The 22,758-nt window shown below is 62.5% G+C and carries 23 protein-coding genes; 11 read left to right on the top strand and 12 right to left on the bottom strand.

Features of this window, described 5'->3' with window-relative positions:
• Positions 1-11 precede the first annotated feature (11 nt).
• Entirely contained in the window at positions 12-1,355 is a 1,344-nt protein-coding gene (locus JAB6_RS26525) for an MFS transporter (protein WP_070305711.1), read from the bottom strand.
• 123 nt (positions 1,356-1,478) lie between these two features.
• Positions 1,479-2,393 (bottom strand): transcriptional activator NhaR, encoded by a 915-nt coding sequence (gene nhaR / locus JAB6_RS26520; protein ID WP_070305709.1) that lies wholly within the window; start codon positions 2,391-2,393, stop codon positions 1,479-1,481.
• A gap of 117 nt (positions 2,394-2,510) precedes the next feature.
• Here nhaR and JAB6_RS26515 point away from each other — a divergent pair, with 117 nt between their 5' ends.
• The 5 genes from JAB6_RS26515 (at position 2,511) to JAB6_RS26495 (ending at position 6,004) form a co-directional block, all read left to right on the top strand.
• On the top strand, positions 2,511-3,593 hold the full coding sequence (locus JAB6_RS26515; protein WP_034748969.1) for a DUF475 domain-containing protein: 1,083 nt from the start codon (positions 2,511-2,513) through the stop codon (positions 3,591-3,593).
• Between the two features lie 147 nt (positions 3,594-3,740).
• Positions 3,741-4,316 carry a TerD family protein gene (locus tag JAB6_RS26510; RefSeq protein ID WP_070305707.1) on the top strand — a complete coding sequence of 192 codons (576 nt, stop codon included), beginning with the start codon at positions 3,741-3,743 and terminating at the stop codon, positions 4,314-4,316.
• 72 nt (positions 4,317-4,388) lie between these two features.
• Positions 4,389-5,084, top strand: a complete 696-nt coding sequence (locus tag JAB6_RS26505; protein WP_070305705.1) for a TIGR00266 family protein — start codon at positions 4,389-4,391, stop codon at positions 5,082-5,084.
• Positions 5,085-5,123: 39 nt separating this feature from the next.
• A complete protein-coding gene (locus JAB6_RS26500) occupies positions 5,124-5,705 on the top strand; it encodes a TerD family protein (RefSeq protein ID WP_034748960.1) in 582 nt (193 codons plus the stop codon).
• An 80-nt stretch (positions 5,706-5,785) separates the two neighbouring features.
• Positions 5,786-6,004: a hypothetical protein gene (locus JAB6_RS26495; RefSeq protein WP_034748958.1), complete on the top strand. Its 219-nt coding sequence runs from the start codon at positions 5,786-5,788 to the stop codon at positions 6,002-6,004.
• 70 nt (positions 6,005-6,074) lie between these two features.
• Here JAB6_RS26495 and JAB6_RS26490 read toward each other — a convergent pair whose 3' ends face one another.
• The 4 genes from JAB6_RS26490 to JAB6_RS26475 form a co-directional block, all read right to left on the bottom strand.
• A complete protein-coding gene (locus JAB6_RS26490; protein ID WP_070305703.1) occupies positions 6,075-7,727 on the bottom strand; it encodes a patatin-like phospholipase family protein in 1,653 nt (550 codons plus the stop codon).
• A 79-nt stretch (positions 7,728-7,806) separates the two neighbouring features.
• Positions 7,807-10,125 carry a CPBP family intramembrane glutamic endopeptidase gene (locus JAB6_RS26485; protein ID WP_070305701.1) on the bottom strand — a complete coding sequence of 773 codons (2,319 nt, stop codon included), beginning with the start codon at positions 10,123-10,125 and terminating at the stop codon, positions 7,807-7,809.
• A complete protein-coding gene (locus tag JAB6_RS26480) occupies positions 10,125-10,856 on the bottom strand; it encodes an ABC transporter ATP-binding protein (RefSeq protein ID WP_070305698.1) in 732 nt (243 codons plus the stop codon). Before JAB6_RS26480 ends, JAB6_RS26485 begins: the two co-directional genes overlap by 1 nt.
• Before the next feature lie 10 nt (positions 10,857-10,866).
• The gene (locus JAB6_RS26475) at positions 10,867-11,559 is read right to left on the bottom strand and encodes a helix-turn-helix transcriptional regulator (protein ID WP_070305697.1); all 693 of its coding nucleotides are present in this window, start codon (positions 11,557-11,559) and stop codon (positions 10,867-10,869) included.
• 76 nt (positions 11,560-11,635) lie between these two features.
• Between JAB6_RS26475 and JAB6_RS26470 the strand changes: the two genes are divergently transcribed.
• The gene (locus tag JAB6_RS26470) at positions 11,636-12,739 is read left to right on the top strand and encodes a cytochrome P450 (protein ID WP_070305831.1); all 1,104 of its coding nucleotides are present in this window, start codon (positions 11,636-11,638) and stop codon (positions 12,737-12,739) included.
• The gene (locus tag JAB6_RS26465) at positions 12,736-13,083 is read left to right on the top strand and encodes an antibiotic biosynthesis monooxygenase (protein ID WP_046683373.1); all 348 of its coding nucleotides are present in this window, start codon (positions 12,736-12,738) and stop codon (positions 13,081-13,083) included. Before JAB6_RS26470 ends, JAB6_RS26465 begins: the two co-directional genes overlap by 4 nt.
• Before the next feature lie 3 nt (positions 13,084-13,086).
• On the opposite strand, the gene JAB6_RS26460 is transcribed toward JAB6_RS26465, so the two are convergent.
• Positions 13,087-13,539 (bottom strand): hypothetical protein, encoded by a 453-nt coding sequence (locus JAB6_RS26460; protein WP_070305695.1) that lies wholly within the window; start codon positions 13,537-13,539, stop codon positions 13,087-13,089.
• A gap of 178 nt (positions 13,540-13,717) precedes the next feature.
• Here JAB6_RS26460 and JAB6_RS26455 point away from each other — a divergent pair, with 178 nt between their 5' ends.
• Complete coding sequence (locus JAB6_RS26455; protein ID WP_070305694.1) at positions 13,718-13,984, top strand: hypothetical protein; 267 nt, start codon at positions 13,718-13,720, stop codon at positions 13,982-13,984.
• Between the two features lie 90 nt (positions 13,985-14,074).
• On the opposite strand, the gene rpoH is transcribed toward JAB6_RS26455, so the two are convergent.
• From rpoH to JAB6_RS26430, 5 genes are all read right to left on the bottom strand, one after another.
• Positions 14,075-14,974, bottom strand: a complete 900-nt coding sequence (rpoH, locus tag JAB6_RS26450; protein WP_175444620.1) for an RNA polymerase sigma factor RpoH — start codon at positions 14,972-14,974, stop codon at positions 14,075-14,077.
• Between the two features lie 393 nt (positions 14,975-15,367).
• Positions 15,368-16,288, bottom strand: coding sequence for a permease-like cell division protein FtsX (gene ftsX / locus JAB6_RS26445; RefSeq protein WP_070305692.1), 921 nt, complete (start codon positions 16,286-16,288; stop codon positions 15,368-15,370).
• Positions 16,285-17,028: a cell division ATP-binding protein FtsE gene (locus JAB6_RS26440; RefSeq protein WP_070305690.1), complete on the bottom strand. Its 744-nt coding sequence runs from the start codon at positions 17,026-17,028 to the stop codon at positions 16,285-16,287. The genes ftsX and JAB6_RS26440 overlap by 4 nt, the downstream gene beginning before the upstream one ends.
• A 10-nt stretch (positions 17,029-17,038) precedes the next feature.
• Positions 17,039-18,106 carry a signal recognition particle-docking protein FtsY gene (ftsY, locus tag JAB6_RS26435; RefSeq protein WP_070305688.1) on the bottom strand — a complete coding sequence of 356 codons (1,068 nt, stop codon included), beginning with the start codon at positions 18,104-18,106 and terminating at the stop codon, positions 17,039-17,041.
• Between the two features lie 164 nt (positions 18,107-18,270).
• Complete coding sequence (locus JAB6_RS26430) at positions 18,271-19,212, bottom strand: MerR family transcriptional regulator (RefSeq protein ID WP_070305686.1); 942 nt, start codon at positions 19,210-19,212, stop codon at positions 18,271-18,273.
• A 203-nt stretch (positions 19,213-19,415) separates the two neighbouring features.
• Between JAB6_RS26430 and JAB6_RS26425 the strand changes: the two genes are divergently transcribed.
• Genes JAB6_RS26425 through JAB6_RS26415 form a run of 3 tightly spaced genes read left to right on the top strand, consistent with a single transcriptional unit; the run spans position 19,416 to position 22,757 of the window.
• The gene (locus JAB6_RS26425; RefSeq protein WP_070305684.1) at positions 19,416-20,726 is read left to right on the top strand and encodes an NAD(P)/FAD-dependent oxidoreductase; all 1,311 of its coding nucleotides are present in this window, start codon (positions 19,416-19,418) and stop codon (positions 20,724-20,726) included.
• Positions 20,716-21,513 (top strand): DUF1365 domain-containing protein, encoded by a 798-nt coding sequence (locus JAB6_RS26420; RefSeq protein ID WP_070305683.1) that lies wholly within the window; start codon positions 20,716-20,718, stop codon positions 21,511-21,513. Before JAB6_RS26425 ends, JAB6_RS26420 begins: the two co-directional genes overlap by 11 nt.
• Positions 21,510-22,757, top strand: coding sequence for a cyclopropane-fatty-acyl-phospholipid synthase family protein (locus tag JAB6_RS26415; RefSeq protein ID WP_254671810.1), 1,248 nt, complete (start codon positions 21,510-21,512; stop codon positions 22,755-22,757). Before JAB6_RS26420 ends, JAB6_RS26415 begins: the two co-directional genes overlap by 4 nt.
• Position 22,758: the final 1 nt, after the last annotated feature.

Below are 22,758 nucleotides of genomic sequence, written 5' to 3'. Positions count from 1 at the left end.
ATGCGCCGGCCTCAGGCCGCTACCTTGGCGGGAGCCGTTTGCGGCCCGCCGCGCATGGCAAAGACCATGACGGCAGAGACGATGGCCGGGATGGCGACGACGAGGAAAATCGTGCTGTTGGGCCAGTTCAGGCGGATCAGCTCGCCACCGAGCACGGGGCCGATGATGGAACCGATGCGCCCGATGCCCAGGCTCCAGCCGATGCCCGTCGAGCGCAGGGTGGTCGGATAGTAGCTGGCCGCCAGGGCATTGACGGCAGGCTGGCCGCCCACCACGCAAAAGCCGGCGATGAAAATCGTGATGAACAGGAAGGCCAGCGACACGTCCGGACGGCCGATCAGGGTAATGGCCACGGCGGCGACCAGGAAGCACGGCAGCAGGATGCGGCGGAAGCTCGAGCGGTCGATCAGCTGGCCCATGACGAGGGTGCCGATGGTGCCGCCCACTTGCAGTGCCGTGCCGGCCAGCACGGCGTTGGCCGTCGATAGGCCCGCTTCCTTGGCGATGGTCGGCAGCCAGTTCGACAGGAAATACAAGTTCAGCAAGTTCATGAAGTTGATGACCCACAGCAGTATCGTCATCTTGGCGCGGCCGCCCGTAAACAATTGCAGCACGGGCGCGCCCTTGTGTTCCTTCTCATGTACGACGTATTGCGTGTCGGCCGTGATGGTCACCGTCGGGTCGATGCGTTTGAGCCACTTGGCGACCTTGTCCAGCTTGCGTTTCTTGAGCACGAGGAATTGCATCGATTCCGGCAGCAGGAAGAACATCAGCACGCCGATGACCAGCGGCACCACGCCGCCCACGTAAAACACGGATTGCCAGCCGAAGGCGGGAATCAGCGCGGCGGACAGCAAGCCACCGAGCACGGCGCCCAGGGTAAAGCCGCACGAGACCAGCATCATCAGCGTGACTTTCTTGCGCAGGGGGCTGTATTCGCCAGCCAGGGCCATGGCGTTCGGCATCACGGCGCCCAGGCCCAGTCCCGTGATGAAACGGATCAGCTGCAATTGCTCGATGGTCGTTGCCAGCGGCGTGACCAGCATGCAGAGCGAAAAGAAGATGGTCGAGCCGATCAGCACGGGACGGCGGCCGAATTTGTCGGCCGTGATGCTGAAGACGAGCGAGCCGACCAGCATGCCCAGCAGGCCCGCGCCAAACACGGGGCCCAAGTTGGCCTTGCTCACATGCCAGTCGGCAATGATGGCCGGGGCCACATAGCCCATCGCCTGCACGTCGAAGCCATCCATGATGACGCACAGCCCGCACAGGATCAGCATGCCGATCTGGAAGGAGCCGATCTTGTTGTTATTGATGAGATCGGGAATATCGATCGTCTTGCCTGCCGTGGACATGGTGCCGCTCCTGTTTTTTATGGTGATCGCACCCTTCCGGCGAGGGACAGGCGCGTGTTTGTCTCAGGCTTTATTACAATCGCTTTTGATTGATTATTCAAACGTTATTTTCGAATGGATTTATCAGGTTTCCTTGTGAATCTTTGTCGTCCCTTGGATGGCCGCCAGGATCACGTCGAGCGCCGGGTGCATGATCTTGCGCTCGTTCGAGATGACGTAAAACTGTTCGCGCAGGGATGAGGCGTCGCCGACCAGCACGGCGCCGAATTGCTCTTCGATATCGGCCGCCAGGCTGGCGGACGCGAAGAACAGGCCCAGGCCCTTGCGGCCGAATGCGTTGAGCATGGCGTTGTCCTCGAATTCGCCGACCACGTCGGGACGCACGCCTTGCTGCACCATCCATTCGTCGATGCGCCCGCGCAAGGCGTTATTGCGCGCCGGCAGCAGGAACGGCGCGCCGTGCAGGCTGTGCGGGAAATTGTCGCGGTACTGTTCCGCCAGCGCGGGGATGCCGAACAGCTTCATGGCGCTCTCGCCCCACAGATGGCTGGACACGCGCAGGCTGGCGCCGGCCGGTACGGCACGGTCTGTCAGCACCAGATCCAGCTTGTGCAGGGCCAAGTCGGCCAGCAGGGATTCGAATTCATCTTCCAGGCACACGAGTTTGATGGGCTGGTCCAGGCTGCGCGTGGCGTCGAGCATGCGATACGCCATCAGTTTCGGCAGCGAATCGGAAATGCCCACCGTCAGGCGCATCTTTTCCGCGTCCGCATCGGCCAGCGCGTCCTGCATCTGCTCGCCCAGCAAAAAAATCTGGTCCGCATAGCCGAGCGCCAGGCGGCCCGCTTCCGTCGGCACCAAGCGCCGTCCCTGCGGCTGCAGCAGGGATTTGCCCAGCTCCTTTTCCAGCAGGGCCAGCTGCGTGCTGATGGTTTGCACGGCCAGCCCCAGCCGTTCAGCTGCGCGCGTCACGCCGCCTTCCTTGGCGACCACCCAAAAGAAATACAAATGGCGGTAATTGAAGCCCGTGGTTTTCATCGCTGCATCCTCTATCTTCTGTTTTTGCGAAGTAATACTTCCATTATCTTCTATTTTTAAATGTGTCACACGTCCCTATACTACGTTCCATTGAATTTGGATAAAGGGGAACTATCGATGAAACATTTCAGAGTGTCATTTCTAGTGACATTTATCTGCCTGGGCATTTCCGCCTGGTGGGGTTACACGCACGGTGGCGTGCAGACGATGCTGGCGGCGCTCGGTATCGCGGTGATCCTGGGCGTGATGGAAGTCTCGCTGTCGTTCGACAACGCGGTGGTCAACGCTTCGGTGCTGAAGAACTGGGACAAGTTCTGGCAGGGCCTGTTTCTGGGCGTTGGCATCATCATCGCCGTCTTCGGCATGCGTTTGCTGTTCCCGCTGGTCATCGTGGCGCAAGCGGCGGACCTGGGCTTGATGGAAGTCTGGAATCTGGCACTGAGCAATCCTGAACAGTACTCGATGCACCTGACGAATCACCATGCGGAAGTGGCGGCTTTCGGCGGCATCTTCCTGCTGCTGGTGTTCCTGAACTTCCTGCTGGACGACGAAAAAGAAACGCACTGGCTGGGCCGTATTGAAGAAAAACTGGGCGCGCTGGGCAAGGTATCGTCGATTTCCGTGATGATCGCGCTGGGCACCCTGATGGCCAGCCTGTCGATGATCGAAGAAGGCCAGAAACTGGTGGTCCTGACGGCCGGTCTGTGGGGTATCCTGACCTATGTGGGCGTCGATGTGATCAGTGGCTTGCTGGAAGGCGATAACGGCGACGGCAACATGGGCGACATCGTCAAGCGCGGCGGTATTGGCGGCTTCCTGTATCTGGAAGTGCTCGACGCTTCGTTCAGCTTTGACGGCGTGATCGGCGCGTTTGCCATCACCAAGGATGTCGTGATCATCATGCTGGGCCTGGCTATCGGCGCGATGTTCGTGCGTTCGATGACGGTGTTCCTAGTGCGCAAGGGTACGCTCGACGAGTTCGTTTATCTGGAGCACGGCGCGCACTATGCGATCGGTATCCTGGCCGTGATCATGTTGGTCAGCATGAAGTTCCACATTCCCGAGATCTTCACGGGTCTGATCGGCGTGGCCTTCATTCTTGCCTCGCTGTGGTCGTCGATCCGTTACAAGCGACGCATGGCCTTGCTGGAAGGCACGGAAGATAAACAGCCTGAGCTGGAAGCAGCAGCCAAGGCGTAAGAGATACGCGGCAAACGTCTACACCCGTTTGCCAGCGTGATGCAACAAGCGCCGCCGCCGGCCTGGGGAGTCGGGCCGGTGGAGGGCGCCAGGTGTTTTGCAAGTTAATTATCGCTGGACTTTTATTTCACATAGGAGAAATACATCATGGCAATCAGTCTGCAAAAAGGCGGCAACGTCAACCTGAGCAAAGAAGCTCCTGGCATCTCGAAGATGATCATCGGCCTGGGCTGGGATGCCCGCGCCACCGATGGCGCCGCGTTCGACATCGACGGTTCCGTATTCCTGTTGAAGGCCGACGGCAAGGTACGCGCCGACGCCGACATGATTTTCTACAACAACCTGAAATCGAGCGACGGCTCCGTCACCCACTCGGGCGACAACACCACGGGCGCCGGCGATGGCGATGATGAAACCGTCATGGTCGACCTGGCCACGGTGCCAGCCGAGATCGACAAGATCGCCGTCTGCGTCACGATTCACGATGCCGAAGCGCGCAAGCAAAACTTTGGTATGGTATCGAAGGCGTACGTACGCTGCGTGAACGCCAACGGCAACACGGAAATCGCCCGCTTCGACCTGTCGGAAGACGGCTCGGCCGAAACGGCGATGGTCTTCGGCGAAATCTACCGCAATGGCGGTGATTGGAAATTCAAGGCCATCGGCCAGGGTTATAAAGGCGGTTTAGGTCCTTTGGCTGCCTCGTTCGGCGTCGGCGTATAAGTTGTAAGCAGTCAAGGCGGTCCGCAGTGTGGACCGCCCCCATCATTACCGAGTTGAGGAAGGAACAGTCAGATGCCAGTTTTTACTATTACCGGGGACGTCGACCCGTTCCTGCATGTGTCGCTTGCCAAGGGTGAGAAGATTTATTGCGAATCCAATGCGATGGTGATGATGGAAACCAATCTTGAGCTGAAAGGCAAGATGACTGGCGGCATAGGCGCCGCGCTGATGCGCACATTTGCCAACGGGGAATCGTTCTTTCAGCAGCATATCGAAGCCATGCGGGGCGACGGCGACTGTCTGTTGTCGCCGACTCTGCCTGGCGCGATGCGGGTGCTCGAGGTGGGTGCCCAGCAATACATGATCAGCGACGGCGCCTTCGTGGCGGCCAGTTCTGGCGTGGAATTGAAGGTGCGCACGCAGAGCCTTGGCAACGCGCTGTTTGCCCAGAGCGGTGGTTTTTTCATTACCGAGACGGCAGGCAGCGGCCAGTTGGCGGTGTCCGGTTTTGGCGCGATGTCGATACTGGAAGTGACACCTGGCAAGGACGTGGTGATCGATAACTCGCACGTCGTGTGCTGGGATAACCGCCTGCAATACGAAATTTCCATGACGACCGGCAGCAGCGGCGGCTTTCTGGGCAATTTGATCAATAGCCAGACCAGCGGCGAGGGCATGGTATTGAAGTTTTCAGGCACGGGAAAAATCCTCGTGTGCTCGCGCAACCGCGCGGCCTTCCTCGCCTGGACCCAAAGCAAGCCGGCGTAACTAATATTTGATGTAACCAAGCAAACAGGAGCTATGCGTATGTCTGTCAATTTGAGCAAAGGCCAGAAGATTTCTCTGGACAAAGAAGCTGGTACCACCCTGACCCGTATCACCATGGGCCTGGGCTGGGATGCGGCCAAGACCAAGGGTTTCCTCGGTTTCGGTTCGAAGACGGAAGCCGTCGACCTGGACGCGTCGTGCGTCATGTTCGATGAAAACAAGAGCACGTCCGACATCGTCTGGTTCCGCCAGCTGAAAAGCAAGGACGGCAGCATCGTCCACACGGGCGACAACCGTACGGGCGCGGGCGATGGCGACGACGAACAGATCAATGTCGATCTGTCGAAAGTGCCGGCGCACGTGAAAAGCCTGGTCTTTACCGTCAACAGCTTTACTGGCCAGAACTTCTCGCAGGTGGAAAACGCCTATTGCCGCATCTTGAATGCCAGCAATAATCAGGAAGTCGCGCGTTTCAACCTGTCTGTGCAAGGTACCCACACGGCACAGATCATGGCCAAGCTGTACCGCCATAACGGCGAATGGAAGATGCACGCCATCGGCGAAAACGGCAACGGTCGCACGTTTGACGACCTGATGCCGCAAATTGCCGTGCATCTATAAGGAGCAGTACGCAGCGGGCGGGGGACGGACCGGATACCGGCCCTTGTCCGCTGCTCTATTTTGAAGGAGAGTATGTCGTGATGCGATTGCTGATAGCCTTGCTACTTCCGTGTCTCACGTTTTTCATGCTGGGGCGCCCGCTGGCCGGTGCCGCCGCCTTGATCTTGCAGTGCACTGTGATCGGCTGGGTGCCGGCGGCCCTGTGGGCCCTGTACACGGTGAACCAGCATAAATCGGAGCAGGAACTGGAAGGTGCGTTAAGCCGCAGCTACATGCGCAGGCGTAGTCGGTTGATCTAAATCAACCGGGCGCTTGGTATCCTTGCGCTAAAGCCCGCACGAGCGATCGTGCGGGCTTTTTCGTGCCCGCTCACTTCTTGCAGCGTATCGGTACGTTCACGGAATTGCCGTCCGAACTCAAGTTGCGGTACTGCAAATCTTCGCTTTCGATGGCAAAGCGGGGCACGGCATGCACATAGCGCTGCTTGCAGACGGTGTCGTCATTGATCAGCTGGCCCGCCAGCATGTAGTCGCACAGGGCGAAGCGCGATTCCTCGTCGTCGAGGATCAGCACACGCGCCGCGCTGTACAGCGCCGATTGCAGCACTTCCGGGCTGCAATTTTCCGGGCCTGTCAGCTTCAGATGGGTTTTCGTCTGCGTGGCCAGGCGTTGCAGCTTGACGAGGGCGGCGCGTTCTTCCTTGCGGGCACTGTCGACTTGCGCATCGCCGCTGGCCAGGCGCAGCGCCAGCGAGGCGATCTGGTCGATGGAAATATGCCAGGCAAAGCCTTCGAGCCGCGTGCGGATCTGGCCCGGCAGTGGATCGGCCGCGTCGACTTCGCAGCGGTACTGGCCCAGATGGGGACGGCACAGCACGGGGATGGCAAAGGCCGAGGTACGTTTGCCCTTGACGAATTTCTGGCTCAGGTCGCCAAAATTTTCATGCGTGATGGTATCGAAGCGGGCTTGCCCAAAGCCCATCTTGACGAGGTTTTCCTTGCGCTGGCGCGAAAACAGGGCATCGACGGCATCGTAGATATTCTTGTTGAAGATGCGGTCCAGCGGCTGGCGCTCGTCCGACATCTTTTCGAAGACGGCACTGGAATTGGGCGCGTTGGCATCGATGGAAATGAGGATGAAGGGCTTGCTGTTCAGGCGCGGCGGCACGACGGCCATGTCGTTGCCGTACAGCTGCGTCAGGGCCACGTCCCACAAGGTTTCCACGCCCAGGTTGTCGGCCGCGCCGCCATCGAACAGGTGCACGTACGACGGCGATTCGCGCGACTCGGAACCGAGCTCCGGCACGAAGGTGTTTTTCGGGCGGAAACGCTCGAAGGTGACGGAATCGAACACGCCGGGAAAGGCGGCCGAGGTGGCCACGGCCGTGGCCAGGCGGATATCCTGGATCGGCGAATGCAGGGTGCCGTAAAAATACTCGTAGGAAAACACCACGCGCTTGCCGCCATCGGTGGCGTCCGTCGCGTTGGCCAGGAAGATGGGGCCGTCGTGCGGCAAGTCCTCGTAGGTTTTCTTGTCGTACAGCACATCGTCAAACACGTCGGACAGGAACGAGGTACGCGTCTTGTTCGTCAACAACATCGTCGTCAGGTTGGCCGGTTTCAAAATGGTCTGGCCGAAGAAATCCGTTTTCAGCTTGCTGCGCAGCAAGGGCCAATCCGTTTGCTTGCCATGCAGCGCATAGTAGCCGCCCGCGATGGCGCCGCCCGAGACGCCGGAGATGGCCGAGGCGCCGCTGACGAGGCCGAACTGTTCCAGCTGCTCCAAGGAGGCGGCCGAGAAATTGGCTGCGCGGCTGCCCCCGCCGGACAGGGCGATGCCGATGAAGTGGTCGTTGGGCATGGGATTCTGGATGCGCGCCTTGGGCGCGTCGATGCGCAGGCGCGGGGTTTCCTGCACGGTGAACGTGCGGTTTTCGACGCCGCTGTTGGGGCGCAGGGCGAGTACCGTGCAGCCGCTCAGCAGCGCAACGAGGATACATGGTGCAAACAGGCGTGGATTCATGCGTGATCTGTGCGTAGTCATTGGTTGGGATACGGACGGAAATCGTGTGCGATTCTAGCAAACTTGTCTGTGCCTGTATCTATCCTTGCAACTGGTACGCGAGGAGGGCGGCGTTGTAGCCGGCATGCACCAGCATGGGCGCCAGCAGCGCGCCGCTGCGCTCGTATGCGATGCCCGTGCACAGGCCCAGCGCGAAGGCGGGCAGCATGGCGGCCGGTGGATGCACGATGGCAAACAGCGCGGCGGCGACAGTGACCGCCTGCCAGGCCGGCAGCGAGCGGCGCAGGCCGCCCTGCAGCAAGCCGCGGAAGATGAATTCCTCGCACAGGGGCGCGGCCAGCACGCCCAGGGCCAGCAGCCACAGCCCGTTGCCATTGATATGCATCAATGGTGATGATGGTGGCGGCAACAGGGCCACGTAGCCGAGGCCGAACAGCGTCGCGACCAGGGCACCTGCGCTTCCCCAGCGCCATGGCTGGCGGCCTGTTGCCATGCGCGGCACGCCGGCCGTCCTGCTGCGCCAGTAGACCAGGCGCACCAGCGCATACGTGAGCGCGCCAGCGCCGCCGAAGGCGATGGCCACTTGCGCCATCGGCTCGGCCACCTTGCCTTTGAGCAGGAGCAAGGCCAGGGTTTGCAAGGTGAAGAACAGCATGGCGGCGATCAGGCCATCCGACGCGGACACGCTGGCTGGCGGTGAGGCGGCGGGATCGAGCAGGTAGGGCAGAGCGTCGCGTGCCTTTTGCCACAGGGCCACAGCCAGTGCCGCCGTCAGCACGACGAAGGCCAGCTGCTGCGCCAGGCTGCCGGCCGCCAGCGCGGTGATGTACAGGCCGGTCAGCAGCAGGTACAGATACGTGCAGGCCGGCCGTATTTTTGACGTCGCCTCGGTCGCCAGAGGATCGCTGGCAAACACGCCCAGCGCCACGGCGATCAGCGAATACAGGGGGATGCCGGCCAGCGCCAGCAGCATCAAACCCGCCATTTCCCAGCGCCAGGCGTCTTGCCAGGCCAGCGCCGCGCCGAACAGTATCAATGGATACAGCAGGGCTAGCGCGGCCCACAGCTGGGCCTTTTGCCGCAGTGCCTGTTCGACGGAAACGGGAAACGTGTACAGCAGCCACAGCGCGCCGCCTTCCTTGTTCAGGGTCTGGAAGGCCGACATCAGCAGCACATAGGTGCCGAGGAAGAAGCCCGTCGAGGCCAGCAGGACGGGATTGTCCAACAGCGCGTGCAGGTCGCGCGCCTGGCCTGTAAACAGGGCCTGGCCGCCGAAGATCAGCAAGGGCATCAGCAGGGTCTGCACGAGAAAATTGCGGTCGCGCAGCAGCAACGTCAGTTCGCGCCGCTGGATCGCCGTGCCGATGCGCAGGCGCCACCGGCGTGTAGGCAATGGCGCCGCCGCCGGCTTGCGCGCGCCTTCGCGCTGTCCCTGGCCCACCACGCCGTGGCGCAACTGGCGGCGCAGGATGGCCATGCCCAGCCACATCAGCAGCAGCATTTGCACCAGCAGCAGAGCGGCGGGCAGCAAGGCGGCCATGCCATCGGCATTGAGCACGCGCAGCAACAGGCCCGGCGGCGTCCAGCTGCTCCAGGCGGGCATGGCGGCCGCCCACGCATACGCGAAGCCGCCCGTACCCATGCCAAACGACATGCCCATATACATGGGCAACAGGCCCGCCAGAGAAATCACCGCCTGCAGGTTGCCCAGCCGGGATGGCGTGAGCGACATGCGCAAGCCCGTGTCGATGAGGGTGCGCAGCATGGCGGCCAGGGCCAGCAGGACCAGGCTGGCAAGCAGGCCGGACAAAGGGGACATCCAGCCCTGGCCCGAATACCAGGCGATCACTGTCGTGCTGGGCCACAGGGCCAGCAAGCCCGCCGGATTGACGAGCGTGCGTTCGAGCACGCGCGCCCACAGCAAGGTGCTTTTCTCGACGGGCAGGGTGACCAGCCATTCCAGATCCCAGTCCGGCTTCGACAGTTCTCCCATGCCCAGCGGCAGCAGGACACTGACCAGCCACAGCAGCGCCAACTGCAGGGTCAGCCCGCCGATCAGCGCCGCGCTAAAGGGCGTGGCCATCAATTGCGCGATGACGGGATCGAGCAGGTGGCTGCCCGTGTGCAGGCTGCCGCGCGCCTGGCAGGCGGCGACCTGGTCCAGCAGGCAATGCATGTTCAGTACGCTATGGTGGGCGATGCTGCCGAAGGACAGCAGCATGGGCAGCAAGAGCAGCGCGCCCAGCAGCCAGCGCCCGCCACGCTTGCCCGGCGTGGCGGGGCGGCTTTTATTGTTTTTCTTGAAGGAAAAGCCCCTGCCGCTGACGTTGAGCAGGCGCTGCAGGCGCAAGCGGGTCAGCAGCCAGACGGCGCGCCAGGCGCCTGGTGGCGCGGGCATCACGCGGCAGCCGTTTCGTCGGTGAGCTGTAAAAAGATGTCTTCCAGGCTGCCGTCGCTGGACAGCTGCTGGCGGATATCGTCGAGGCTGCCCGTGGCCGCCAGGGCGCCCCGGTGGATGATGGCAACCCTGCTGCACAGCTTTTGCGCCATATCGAGCAGATGCGTGGAAACGAAGATGGTGGTGCCGGCCGCGGCGATGCGCAGCAAGCGTTCCTGCACGTCGCGCGAGGCACGCGGGTCGAGGCCGTTGATCGGTTCGTCGAGGATCAGCACGGCCGGGTCGTGGATCAGCGCGCACGCCAGGCCCAGTTTTTTCTTCATGCCCAGCGAGTAATTGACGGCGAAATCCTCGCTCGCTTCATCGAGCCCGAATTCCGTGAGCAGGCGTGCGGCGCGGGCGGCCGCTTCCGTGCGCGAAAAACCATGCATTTCGGCGACGAATTGCAGGATTTCACGGCCCCGCAAATAGTCGTAAAAGATGGGATTGTCGGGCAAATAGCCCACCTTGCGCTTGACGGCGGCGCCGTCGCGGTGGCAATCGAGACCATCGACCAGTACGCGCCCGCTGCTGGGCACGAGGATGCCCATCAGCATGCGGATGGTGGTGGTCTTTCCCGCCCCGTTCGGGCCCAGGAAGCCGAAGACTTCTCCTTTGCCCACTTGCAAGGTCAGCGGCTTGACGGCTTCGAAGCTGCCGTACTGTTTGGCCAGGTCCTGGAACGCGATCATCGTGTGTCCCTCAGCAAGCGCCGAAGGCGGCCAGCAGGCTCCGCTCGCCGGCCGGCGTGATGCGCAGGGCGCGGCTGTCGAGTTCGCGCTCGGCCCAGCGTTGGCGCAGGGCCAGTTGCAGCAGGGCGGCTCCCAGCGCGCCGCCCAGGTGGGCGCGCCGTTCGCTCCAGTCCAGGCAGGCACAGGCGAAGCGGCGGCGCTGGCGCTGCAATTGCGGCACGTCGATGCCCAGGGCCGCCATGCCGGCCGCGCCCGCTTCCGACAGACGATATTCTCCGCCGTCGTCGAGTAGCCAGCCCTGCGCGTGCAACTGGTCGTGCAGGGCGACGGCGACGGTGCCGGCCATGTGGTCGTAACAGGTGCGCGCATGGCGCAGGCGGTCCGGGGTGGAGGGGGTAAATGGCGTTGCCGGCACGCCGGCCACCACCAGCAGCGCTTCGAGGGCTTGGCCCACTTCCGCGCTGGCCAGGCGGTAGTAGCGGTGCTTGCCCTGCGCCACCATTGACAGCAAGCCATCGTCGCGCAAGCGCGCCAGATGGGCGCTGGCCGTCGAGGCGCCCACTTCGGCCAGCGTGGCCAATTCCGTGGCCGTGCGCGCATGGCCATCAAGCAGGCTGCACAGCATGCGCGCGCGGGCCGGTTCGGCGATGGCGCCGGCCAGTTGCGCCAGGCCCATGTCGGCCGACGGAAGTTTGTCATCCATGATTCGTTTGCTGGCGAAGTGTTGTGGTGGAAGGACCAGCATACTCGTGTCCCCACCTCACTGCAATGGAATGCGCATGCATCTCGCCGACCCCGCCGACCCTTTTTCAGCCGTCACCCACATGGCGCCGTATGACTACTATCGCCGCCTGGCGGACGGCCCGCCGCTGCGTTTCGATGCGGCACTCGATTGCTGGCTGGCGACGGGCGCGGCCGGCGTGCAGGCCGTGCTCGAGCATCCCGCTTGCCGCGTGCGCCCGCCGGGCTTGGGCGTGCCGCAGAATCTGGCAGGCACGCCGTGCGGTGCGATTTTTGCCGAACTGGTGCGCATGAACGATGGCGAGCGGCATGCCGTGCCGAAACAGGTGCTGGCGCGCGCCTTGGCCCAGGTGGACCTGGCGCGGCTGCAGCGGCAGGTCGCACATCTCGCTGGTGACCGCGTTCCCGCCAGCGCCGCCCAGCTGAACGAGGCGATTTTTCAACTGCCGCTGTTCGTCATGGCCCACTTGCTGGGCTTTGCGCCAGCGCAATGGCCGGCGCTGGCCGAATGGACGCGCGATTTTGTTGCTTGCCTGTCGCCGCTGAGCAATGGTGAACAACTGGCTGGCGCGCAGGAGGCTGCCGATTCCCTGCTGCAAGGTTTGGGCCACTTGCTGCGCGAGGGCAACGCGAGGCCGGGCAGCCTGCTGGCCAGTATCGCGACAGAGACCGATGCCATGGGGAGCGGCCTGCTGGCCAACCTCGTGGGCTTGCTGTCGCAGACGTGCGACGCCACGGCCGGCTTGCTGGGCAATGCCATCGTTGCCTTGCACGCGCAGCCGGAGTTGCTGGCGCAACTGCGCGCGTCGCCTGAGCGCTGGCCGGCCATGCTGCGCGAAGTCAGCCGGCATGATCCCTCGATCCATAACACGCGCCGCTACACGGTGGACGTTGTGGAATGCGATGGCGTGCGCGTGCCTGCGGGGCAGATGATCGTCGTCGTGCTGGCCAGCGCCGGCCATGCGGAGTCGGGCTTTGGCCATGGCCGCCACGTCTGTCCGGGCCAGTCCATCGCGCACGCCATCGCCGCAGCTTGTTTGCAAGCGTGGGCCGACAGGCTGGAAGACTTGCCGCTGGCGTGGTGTTATCAAGCGTCGCTGAACGCCCGCATCCCTGTGTTTACGCAAGGAGCGAGCGCATGATCGCCGTGATTTTTGAAGTGTGGCCCAGTGCAGAAGGGCGCCAGCAGTATCTGGATCTGGCCGCGGCGCTGCGTCCCCTGCTTGATGAAGTCGATGGTTTCATTTCCATCGAGCGCTTCAGCAGCTTGAGCGAGCCGGGCAAATTGCTGTCGCTGTCGTTCTTTCGCGACGAGGCGGCGCTGGCGCAGTGGCGGCAGCTGGAAGCGCACCGGGCGGCGCAATCGGCTGGCAGGCAGGGCGTATTTGACGATTACCGGCTGCGCATCGCCGCCGTCGTGCGCGATTACGGCATGCTGGACCGGCAACAGGCGCCGACCGACAGCCGCCAGCGCCACGATGCCTAGCGCTTAGCGGGGCAGGGCGCCCTGCGTGATCTTGACCTTGACCCGGTAGGTGGGCTGTTCTGCGTTCAGGGCTGGCGGCGTGGCCGGATCGACGTCGAGCAAGGTAAACGTCAGGTGGTTGACGGTGACGGAACTGGAAGCGCCGGGCATGGAATCGGACAGGACGATGTCCGTGGCGCCCGCACTGTTGAGCAAACTGAAACTGTAGCTGACGTAGCCTTTCCATACGCACACGGCGCCCTTGCGGCAGCGGCTGTCGTTGACGCGCTCGAGTTTCAGGGTATCGGTGGCCGTGATGGCGACCTGTTCGCCCGGCGACAGCACGTGGGTGACGCTGCGCGGCGTGTTTTCCGCGTCGCCGGCGCTGCCGGCCGCGCCGCAGCCGGCCAGTACGGCCAGGCAGGCGAAGAACAGGGGAAGCAGCATGGTGCGGCAAGAGCGGGTCAGAGAATGCATGTTTTTCCTTTCAGGTAGAGCGTCCCGGGCGTGCCTGTGCACGCGTGGGATAAAATGATAGTAACAAAATGATATTTTTCTGGCGCACTATTGACGTGCTGCCGATGAATTCACGCGCCGGCCACGCGGCGCGCCGATTACTGCGTAAAATGGCTGTTTTGAAAATCAGGAAACAACCATGAAAAAAACCGACCTGGCCAAAAGCGATGCCAAGAAACTGATGGGAAAGATGAATGTTCCCGGCGCCGGTGCATTCGGTAAGGAAGCGGTGGTCGTCGACCGCCGCGAGCAGCGCAAGCGCGACCAGGCCCTGGGTCTGGTGCCATTCGCCGTCAAGCTGAACAGCGATCTGGTCTTGCAATTGCAGACCCTGGCCAAGGAGCGCGGTGCGGATCTGAATGAATTGGTCGCCGAAGTCCTCGTCAAGGGCTTGACCGCAGCTTAATGGGCTGCCATGTTTATCTGTTGATAAACATCAACTTGTAAAACTAAAAGGCGCCTTGCGGCGCCTTTTGCATTGCGGCATTGCTTGCGATTACACCCAGGCGGCCAAGGCGCCCTTCATTTTTTTCAGCGCCGCCACTTCGATCTGGCGGATGCGTTCGGCCGATACGCCGAACTCTTCTGCCAGCGCGTGCAGGGTAGCGCCCGAGCCGTCGTCGTTGGCCAGCCAGCGCGCTTCGATGATGCGGCGCGAACGGGCGTCCAGCTTGCTCAAGGCCGTTTCCAGGCCTTCCGATTGCAAACGCGTCACTTGTTCCGCTTCCAGCACCTTGGTCGGCTCGCTTTGCTCCGACGACAGGTAGGCGATCGGCGAAAACTTGTCGTCTTCATCGTCGGTTGGCGATTCCAGTGCAATGTCGCGGCCGCTCAAACGCGTTTCCATCTCGATCACTTCTTCGCGCTTTACGTCGAGCAGCTTGGCCAGCGCATCGATCTGCTTCGGCGTCATCGCGTCTAGGCCCGTCTTGTGGCTGCGCAGGTTGAAGAACAGCTTGCGCTGTGCCTTCGTCGTCGCTACCTTGACCAGGCGCCAGTTTTTCAGGATGTACTCATGCATCTCGGCCTTCACCCAGTGCATGGCGTACGACACCAGACGCACGCCCTGGTCCGGATCGAAACGTTTCACGGCTTTCATCAAGCCGATATTGCCTTCCTGAATCAGGTCGGCATGCGGCAAGCCATAGCCCAGATAGCCGCGGGCAATCGAGACCACCAGGCGCAGGTGCGACAGCACCAGCTCTTGCGCGGCGGCCAGGTCATTTTTTTCGCGCAGGCGTTTCGCCAGCGAAATTTCTTCGTCGTGGGTCAACATGGGCAGGCGGTTCACGGCCGAAATATAGGCGTCGATATTGCCCAGATTGCCAGTGAAACCGAGGCCCAGCGCATTACTTTTGGTCGGAACCAATGCGGACGTTGCGGACATCATAGTCATGTTTTCTCCCTCGTAGTCTTGCTTTGTTCTAGTTGGCCACGTCACGCGACGTGGTCCTGTTGTCTGTTCGTTTTTGCGTATCCGGTCTTGCACTTTGCAGAGCGCGGCACCATCTTCATCTGGCGTCCATGGCGCTACTGCCTTTGGTATGTCCCTATATTAGCACTCTCTGCCTGAGAGTGCCAATCAGCACATTTAATCGTCCTGATAGCCTAAATACTATGGCGGATTAATGCTTGATATATATCTCTGAACAGCGATTTGACCACGTAGCTAGTCTACGGCCTCTGGCTGAAGCGAGCCTTAAGAATACTTGCTTAATATCAAGATAACAGCAGACGGGGGAGGGTGACGCGCATGGCGGCACCGAAGGCGCCGCCATGGAAGGGATGGTCAGTTCAGGCGCGCCAGGTGGCGCTGCACGCAGAGGAAGGCGCCGATCAGGCCCAGGCCGGCGCTGACGGCCAGCAAGCCCGCCATCGGCAGCGGCGCCAGCGGCACCAGTTGGAATTCGGACGCATACAGGCGCGCAAACTCGGCAATCGCGGTATTCAGCGGTTGCAAGGCCAGCGCCACGGCGCCCAGGGCCAGCGCGCCGGCGCACAGGCCCAGCAGAGCACCCGTGTAATAGAAGGGGCGATGGATGAAGGTGTCCGTCGCGCCGATCAGTTTCGAGATGCTGATTTCATCGCGCTGCTGCATCACTTGCAGGCGGATGGTATTGAAGACCACGGCGATCACGGCCACGCCCAGGGTGATGGCCAGCAGCAGCAGCACCAGGCGCAGCACGCCCAGCAGGGCCGCCAGGCGCTTGACCCAGGCAGAATCGACTTGCGCCGATTCCACGCCGGGCAAGTGGCGCAGCTGTTCCGCCACCGCATCGACGTCCTGCGCTTCGCTGGCGCTGCTGAAGGCGTCGAGTTTCAGCACATAGCTGTCGGGCAAGGGATTGTCGCCCAAGGTGCTCAGTACATCGGCCAGGCCATTCTTGTTTTTCAGGGTATCGAGCGCCTGTTCGCGCGGGATGAAGACGATCTTTGCCTTTTGCTCGCCCACGATCTTGCGCATGGAACTGGCCAGGGCCACGGCTTGTTCGCGCGGCGTGTCGATCTTCAGGAAGACGCTGATTTCCGGATCGACCGACATCTGTTCCGACATCGGGCGCACATTGTCGAGCATGGTCAAGCCGGCGAACGGCAGCGACAGGGCAATGGCGACGACGACGACGTTCAACAGAAAGCCGCCTGGCGACTTGCGTAAATGAATCAGCGCCGAGCCCAGCGCGAAGCGGTGTTGACGGAACCAGCCTCTCATGGCTGTTCTCCCTGCGTGTCGTCCAGGCCGGGGGACGGTGCAAAATCGGGATCGGGCGGGGCGAAGACGGGCGCTTGCGTGGCCTTGTCGATGGCGACCAGCTGGCCGTTTTTCAGGTGGATCACGCGGGCGGCGGCGTCGAGCATCTGTTCGTCATGGCTGGAAATGAGGCAGGTCACGCCCACCGAGTGGAAGGCTTTCAGGGCGTCGAGCACCTTGTTGGCGCTGGCGCGGTCCAGGTTGGCCGTCGGTTCGTCGGCCAGGATGATCTGCGGCCGGTTGACGATGGCGCGCGCGATCGACACGCGCTGCTGCTCGCCGCCCGACAGCGACAGCGGCCGCGCCATGGCGCGGTCCAGCAAGCCCACCTTGTCGAGTGCGGCGCGCGCGCGCTGCTCGGCGGCCGCCTTGTGGGCGCCCACGACGAGCAGCGGCAGCATGACGTTGGCCAGGATGGAGCGGTCGTTCAATAACTTTTGCTGCTGGAAGATCAGGCCCATGTTGCGACGCAGGAAGGGCACGCCGGCCGGCTTGATCTTTGCCATGTCCTGGCCATTGACGATCAGCTTGCCCGAAGTGGGGCGTTCCATGGCGGCGATCATTTTCAGCAGGGTGGATTTGCCGGCGCCGGACGGGCCGGCCAGGAACACCAGCTCGCCCTTGGCAATACTGAGCGAAATGTCGCTGAGCGCCACGGCATCGGGGGAGTATTGCTTGGAGACGTGCTGAAATTCAATCATGTAGGTAGGCTTATCCGAGCAGCGCTTCGACAAATTCGGCAGCCACGAAAGGCTGCAAGTCTTCAATTTTCTCACCGATGCCGATGAAATACACGGGCACGGGACGCACGCGGGCAATCGCCGCCAGCACGCCGCCCTTGGCGGTGCCGTCCAGCTTGGTGATCACCAGGCCGCTTAACTGCAGGGCATCGTCGAACGCCTTCACTTGCGTGAGGGCGTTCTGGCCTGTGTTGCCGTCGATGACGAGCAGGGTTTCATGCGGCGCGCCATCCATGCCCTTGCCGATCACGCGCTTGATTTTCTTCAATTCTTCCATCAGGTGCAACTGCGTCGGCAAGCGGCCTGCCGTGTCGACCATCACCACGTCGATGCCGCGCGCCTTCGCCGATTGCACGGAGTCGTAGGCCACGGCGGCCGGGTCGCCCGATTCCTGCGAAATCACGGTGACGTTATTGCGCTCGCCCCAGACCATCAGCTGTTCGCGCGCGGCGGCGCGGAAGGTGTCGCCCGCAGCCAGCAGCACGGACTGGTTGTTCGACTGCATGTGCTTGGCCAGCTTGCCGATGGTGGTGGTCTTGCCGGCGCCATTCACGCCGGAAATCATCATCACGAGCGGCTTGTGACGGCCCAGCTCGAAGCGCTTTTCCAGTGGCGAGAGCAGCTCGATCAGCAGCACTTTCAGCGCGGCCTTGACGGCGGCGGCGTCGAGCAGCTTGTCTTCCTTGACCTTTTTCTTCAATTCCGTCAGCAGGAATTCCGTGGCGTCGATGCCCGCGTCGGACATCAGCAGCGCCGCTTCCAGCTCTTCGTACAGGGCGTCGTCGATCTTTGCGCCGACGAACAGCACGGACAAGGTGTTCGAGGTTTTCGACAGGCCGGCCTTCAGGCGCGTCATCCACGATTTTTTCTCGGATTCGGCGGCCACGATCACGGGCACGAGCTCGGCCGGCGCGCCGCTCAGCGGTGCAGCGGACGGGGCTGCTGCTGGCGCGGCAGGCGGCGTGGCGGCGGGAAGGACGAGGGGCTCGGCTGGCGCAGCCTCGGGAGCGATGGGTTTTTTCTTGAAGAAACTAAACATGGATGTGTGGTGGCGGGTGCTGACCTAAGGCCCGGCGGCGCCGGACACTGTTGATCCGGCTATTCTACCAGAGCGCGCCCGGCCCTTCATGCTTTACTGTTCGATTGGCAACATTGCGCGGCTATCCACGGAGATCGCCGCAGTTGCCGCGCTTTCCAGCCGGTTCAGTGGGTTTGCAGGGCGAGCGCCTGATGGCGGCGGCGCCAGTCGGCGATGCTTTCGTCGACTTGCCGCAAGTCCAGCACATGCAAAAACGGTGGCGGCTGCTTGTACAGCACGGGACTACGTCCGCCGGCCCACAATTCCATCTCTGGCGGCAAGTTTGCATGCAGCTGCTGCAGGCTGTCGCGCGTCTGCCGTTGCTTGCTGGCGCTGGAAAACGACAGCGCGACGATGTCGGCCCGCTGCGCGCGGGCGGCCGCGACGATGTCCGTCAGCGGCGTTTCCACGCCCAGCGACATGCAATGGGCGCCGGCCGCCGCGCACAGCGCCTCGGCCATCAGCAGCCCCAGGCCATGGCGCTCCTGCGGCAAGGTGCTGAGGACGATGCGCGGCGTGCGCGTGGACGGGCTGCTTGCTTGCGGCAAGGAAAAGATGGCGTGGCGCATCACCGTTTGCAAGGTTTCGCTATACAGATGCTCTTCATATACGGCCAGGTCGCCGCAAGCCCACGCTTCGCCCACCATGCCCGTGAGGGGGGCGATGACGTCGATGGTGAACGCTTTCAAGCCCAGCACGGCCAGCGCCTGGCGCAGGGCGTCGCCCAGTTCCGCCATCTGGTGGCCACGGCACAGCGACAGGTAGTGTTCGAGCTGGGGTGCGGGCGTTGACGGCGCCGCACTGCCGGCGCTGGCCAGCTGCTGCAGTTGCACGGTGCTGTGTTGCATGATTTTTCCCGGACGAAATCCGAGGTCCAGCAGGCGCTTAACCATGCGCAACTTCTGCACTTGCTCGGCCGGATAGCTGCGTTCGCCAAAGGCGTCGCGCTGGGGCTGGGGAAAGGCGTAGCGGCGCTCCCACACACGCAAGGTTTCCTTGGCCAGCCCGGTATCGCGCTCGACATCGCTGATGCTGAAGGCGGAAGTAGGTTGCAGGTCAGTATCCATACCAGGGGGCTTGCTCGCATGCCAAAAGAACGTGGAGTGCATTTTACGCCTTCCGCCGCCCCGGACCAAATAGCTGAATCCGATTGAAAATTGCCGACGTATAAGTTTCTGAACGGCTGAGAGCGCTCATTGACATAAATCAATATTTCATCGATTATCCATGAGGCTTATTTGTCCAGGACAAACTTAACACAGGTGCACTCATGAAAATTGCCGTCGTCGGAGCAGGAATCGCAGGATTGTCGTGTGCCTATCGCCTGGCGCAAGCGGGCCAGGACGTCACCTTGTACGAGGCGGGCGACTATTTTGGCGGCCACAGCCATACGGTGGACGTCACGCTCGATGGCGTCACGCATGGCGTCGACACGGGTTTTCTCGTGTTTAACCACGCCACCTACCCGAACCTGGTGCAGCTGTTTGACGAACTCGGTGTCGAGGCGGCCGACAGCGATATGTCGTTTTCCGTCAAAATGCCGCTGGGCACGGCATCCGATGCGCGCGTGCTGGAATGGGCGGGCGCCAATCTCGATACCGTGTTTACCCAGCGCAGCAATCTGCTGCGCCCCGCCTTTTTGCGCATGCTGCGCGACATTGTGCGCTTCAACCGCCAGGCCAGCGCCCTGGCCACGGCCAGCGTGCCGGCGCCGGCCATGTCGCTGGGCGAATACCTTGACCTGCACAACTATGGCGACGAGTTCCGCCACTGGTATCTGCTGCCGATGGCCGCCTGCATCTGGTCGTGCCCGGCGCGCCAGATGCTGGCTTTTCCCTTGGCCACGTTCATCCGTTTCTGCCACAACCATGGCTTGCTGCAAGTGAGTGACCGTCCGCAATGGCGCACGGTGCGGGGCGGATCGCGCGTGTACGTGGAAAAACTGCTGGCCGGCATCCCGCAGCAGCGCCTCGCTTGCCCCGTGCTGGCCGTGCGCCGCCAGCCGCACGGTGGCGCGCGCATGGTCGAGCTGCATACGGCCGCCGGCGTCGAGCATGTCGATCATGTCGTGCTCGCTTGCCACAGCGACCAGTCGCTGGCCCTGCTGGGAGATATCCGCGACGATGAGCGCTCCGTGCTCGAAGCCGTGCGTTACCAGCCGAATCGAGCTGTGCTGCATACGGATGCGTCCTGCCTGCCGCAGCGCCGCAAGGCATGGTCGGCCTGGAATTACCAGGGCAGGCCGGCCGCGCAAGGCGATGCGCCGCAAGTGTGCGTGCATTATTTGCTGAACCAGCTGCAACCCTTGCCCTTTACCACGCCCGTTATCGTGTCGCTTAACCCGCTCGACGAGCCCGCTCCGGCGAGCATCATCGACGAATTTTCGTATGCCCACCCCGTGTTCGATGGCGCGGCTATTGCCGCCCAGGCGCGCCTGGCCGGTTTCCAGGGCGCGCAGCATACGTGGTTCGCGGGCGCCTGGACGGGCTATGGTTTCCACGAGGATGGCTTGAAGTCGGGCCTGGCCGTGGCGCAAATACTCAATGGCATGGCGGCGGCGGAGCTCGGCCATGCCGCGTGATCCATCGCCGCCCGTGGCGCCGCAGCCCCAGCTGTGCCTGGGACAGGTGCGCCATGCGCGGCTGCGCCCACGCGCGCATGCTTTTGCTTACGGCATGTTTTATCTGCGCCTGCCCTTGCGCAGCATGGGGGCGCGCGATTTTCCTGCGCGGCTGATGTCGCGCAACGGCGCCAATGTGCTGTCCTTCCGCGACAGCGACCACGGCGATGGCGCGACGCCGCTGCTGGACTGGATCGACGGTTTGCTGCGTGAGCATGGCGTGACAGATGCGGGCGGTGAAATCTGGCTGCAAACCATGCCGCGCATGTTCGGCTATGTCTTCAACCCCGTCAGCTTCTGGTTTTGCCACCGCCCGGACGGCGCGCTGCGCGCCGTGGTCTGCGACGTGCGCAATACCTTCGGAGAGCGCCACCTGTACCTGCTTGAGCAGGGCGGCGCCATCGCGTATGGCAGCGAGTTGCGCGCCAATAAAATTTTCCACGTATCGCCGTTTTGCAAGGTGGAGGGAAATTATCGTTTCCATTTTTTGCGCAACGGCGAGCAGGGCAGCGAGCGCCACCTGGCCCGGGTCGATTACGACGACCTCGACGGTCCGCTGCTGCAGACGAGCTTGTCCGGCACGGCGCAGCCGCTGCGCGATGGCGCCATCGCCTGGGCCCTGCTGCGCTATCCGTTGATGACGTTAGGCGTGATGGCGCGCATCCATTGGCAAGCCTTGCGCCTGTGGCTGCGCCGCGTGCCGTTTTTCAGCAAACCCCTTCCACCACAAGAAAAGGTGTCCCGATGAGCTCCGATTCCCTGCCGACCGGCCTGCAGGCGCGCGCCTGCGTCCGTCCCGACCACACGTCCGATCACACGCACCTGGACGTGCCCGCCTCCGGGCGCGTGATCTTGCGCTTGCTGGAAAAACTGCAATACGGTGCTTTGCGGCTGCGCACGCCCGACGGCAGCATCTTGCTGTACGGCGACGGCAGCCATCCCGTCACCCTGGACTTGCACAACTGGCGTTTGTGCTCGGCCGTGTTGCGTTCGGGCGACATCGGCTTTGCGGAAACGTTTATTGCCGGCGACTGGCGCACGGATAATCTGCCCGGCTTGATTGAACTGATGATACGCAACCGCGCGCAGATTGAATCGCTGATCTACGGCAACTGGTGGGGCAACCTCGTCTACAAGCTGCGGCATTTACTCAACCGCAATTCGCGCGCCGGCAGCAAGAAGAATATCCACGCCCATTACGACATCGGCAACGCCTTTTATCAGTTGTGGCTGGATCCGTCGATGACGTATTCGAGCGCGCTGTTCAGCGAAGGCGCCAGCCTGGAGCAGGCGCAAGGTGCGAAATACCGGCGCATCGCCGACCAGCTGCAACTGCAGCCGGGCGCCAGGGTGCTGGAAATCGGCTGCGGCTGGGGCGGCTTTGCGGAAACGGCGGCGCGCAGCTACGGCGCCCACGTGACGGGTTTGACTCTATCTACGGAGCAACTTGCCTATGCGCGCCAGCGCCTGCAGGACGCGGGGCTGGCGCAGCAGGCTGATTTGCAACTGTGCGATTACCGCGACAGCGCTGGCCAGTACGACGCCATCGCCTCGATCGAGATGTTCGAAGCCGTGGGGCAAAGCTACTGGCCCGGCTATTTCGAATGCGTGGCGCGCAACCTGAAGCAGGGCGGACGCGCCTGCATCCAGACCATCGTCATCGCCGATGAACTGTTCGAGCGCTACAGCAAGAGCACGGATTTTATTCAACAGTACATTTTCCCGGGCGGCATGCTGCCGTCGCCGGCCGAGTTTCGCCGCGCCGCCGAGGCGCAGGGCTTGCGCGTGGAAGACGCCTTCAGTTTCGGCCTCGATTACGCGGAAACCTTGCGCCAGTGGCGCGCCAGCTTCCTGGCCCAGCGCACGGCGCTGGAAAAGCAGGGTTTCGATGGCCGTTTCCTGCTGACCTGGGAGTTTTACCTCGCGTATTGCGAGGCCGCTTTCCAGGCGCACAACACGGATGTGATGCAATTTACCCTGATCAAGGACTGAC

It is taken from the genome of Janthinobacterium sp. HH104 (genome assembly GCF_001758715.1).
In the GTDB taxonomy this organism is placed as follows: Bacteria; Pseudomonadota; Gammaproteobacteria; order Burkholderiales; family Burkholderiaceae_D; genus Janthinobacterium; species Janthinobacterium aestuarii.
This window is presented reverse-complemented; position numbering and strand designations above follow the sequence as displayed.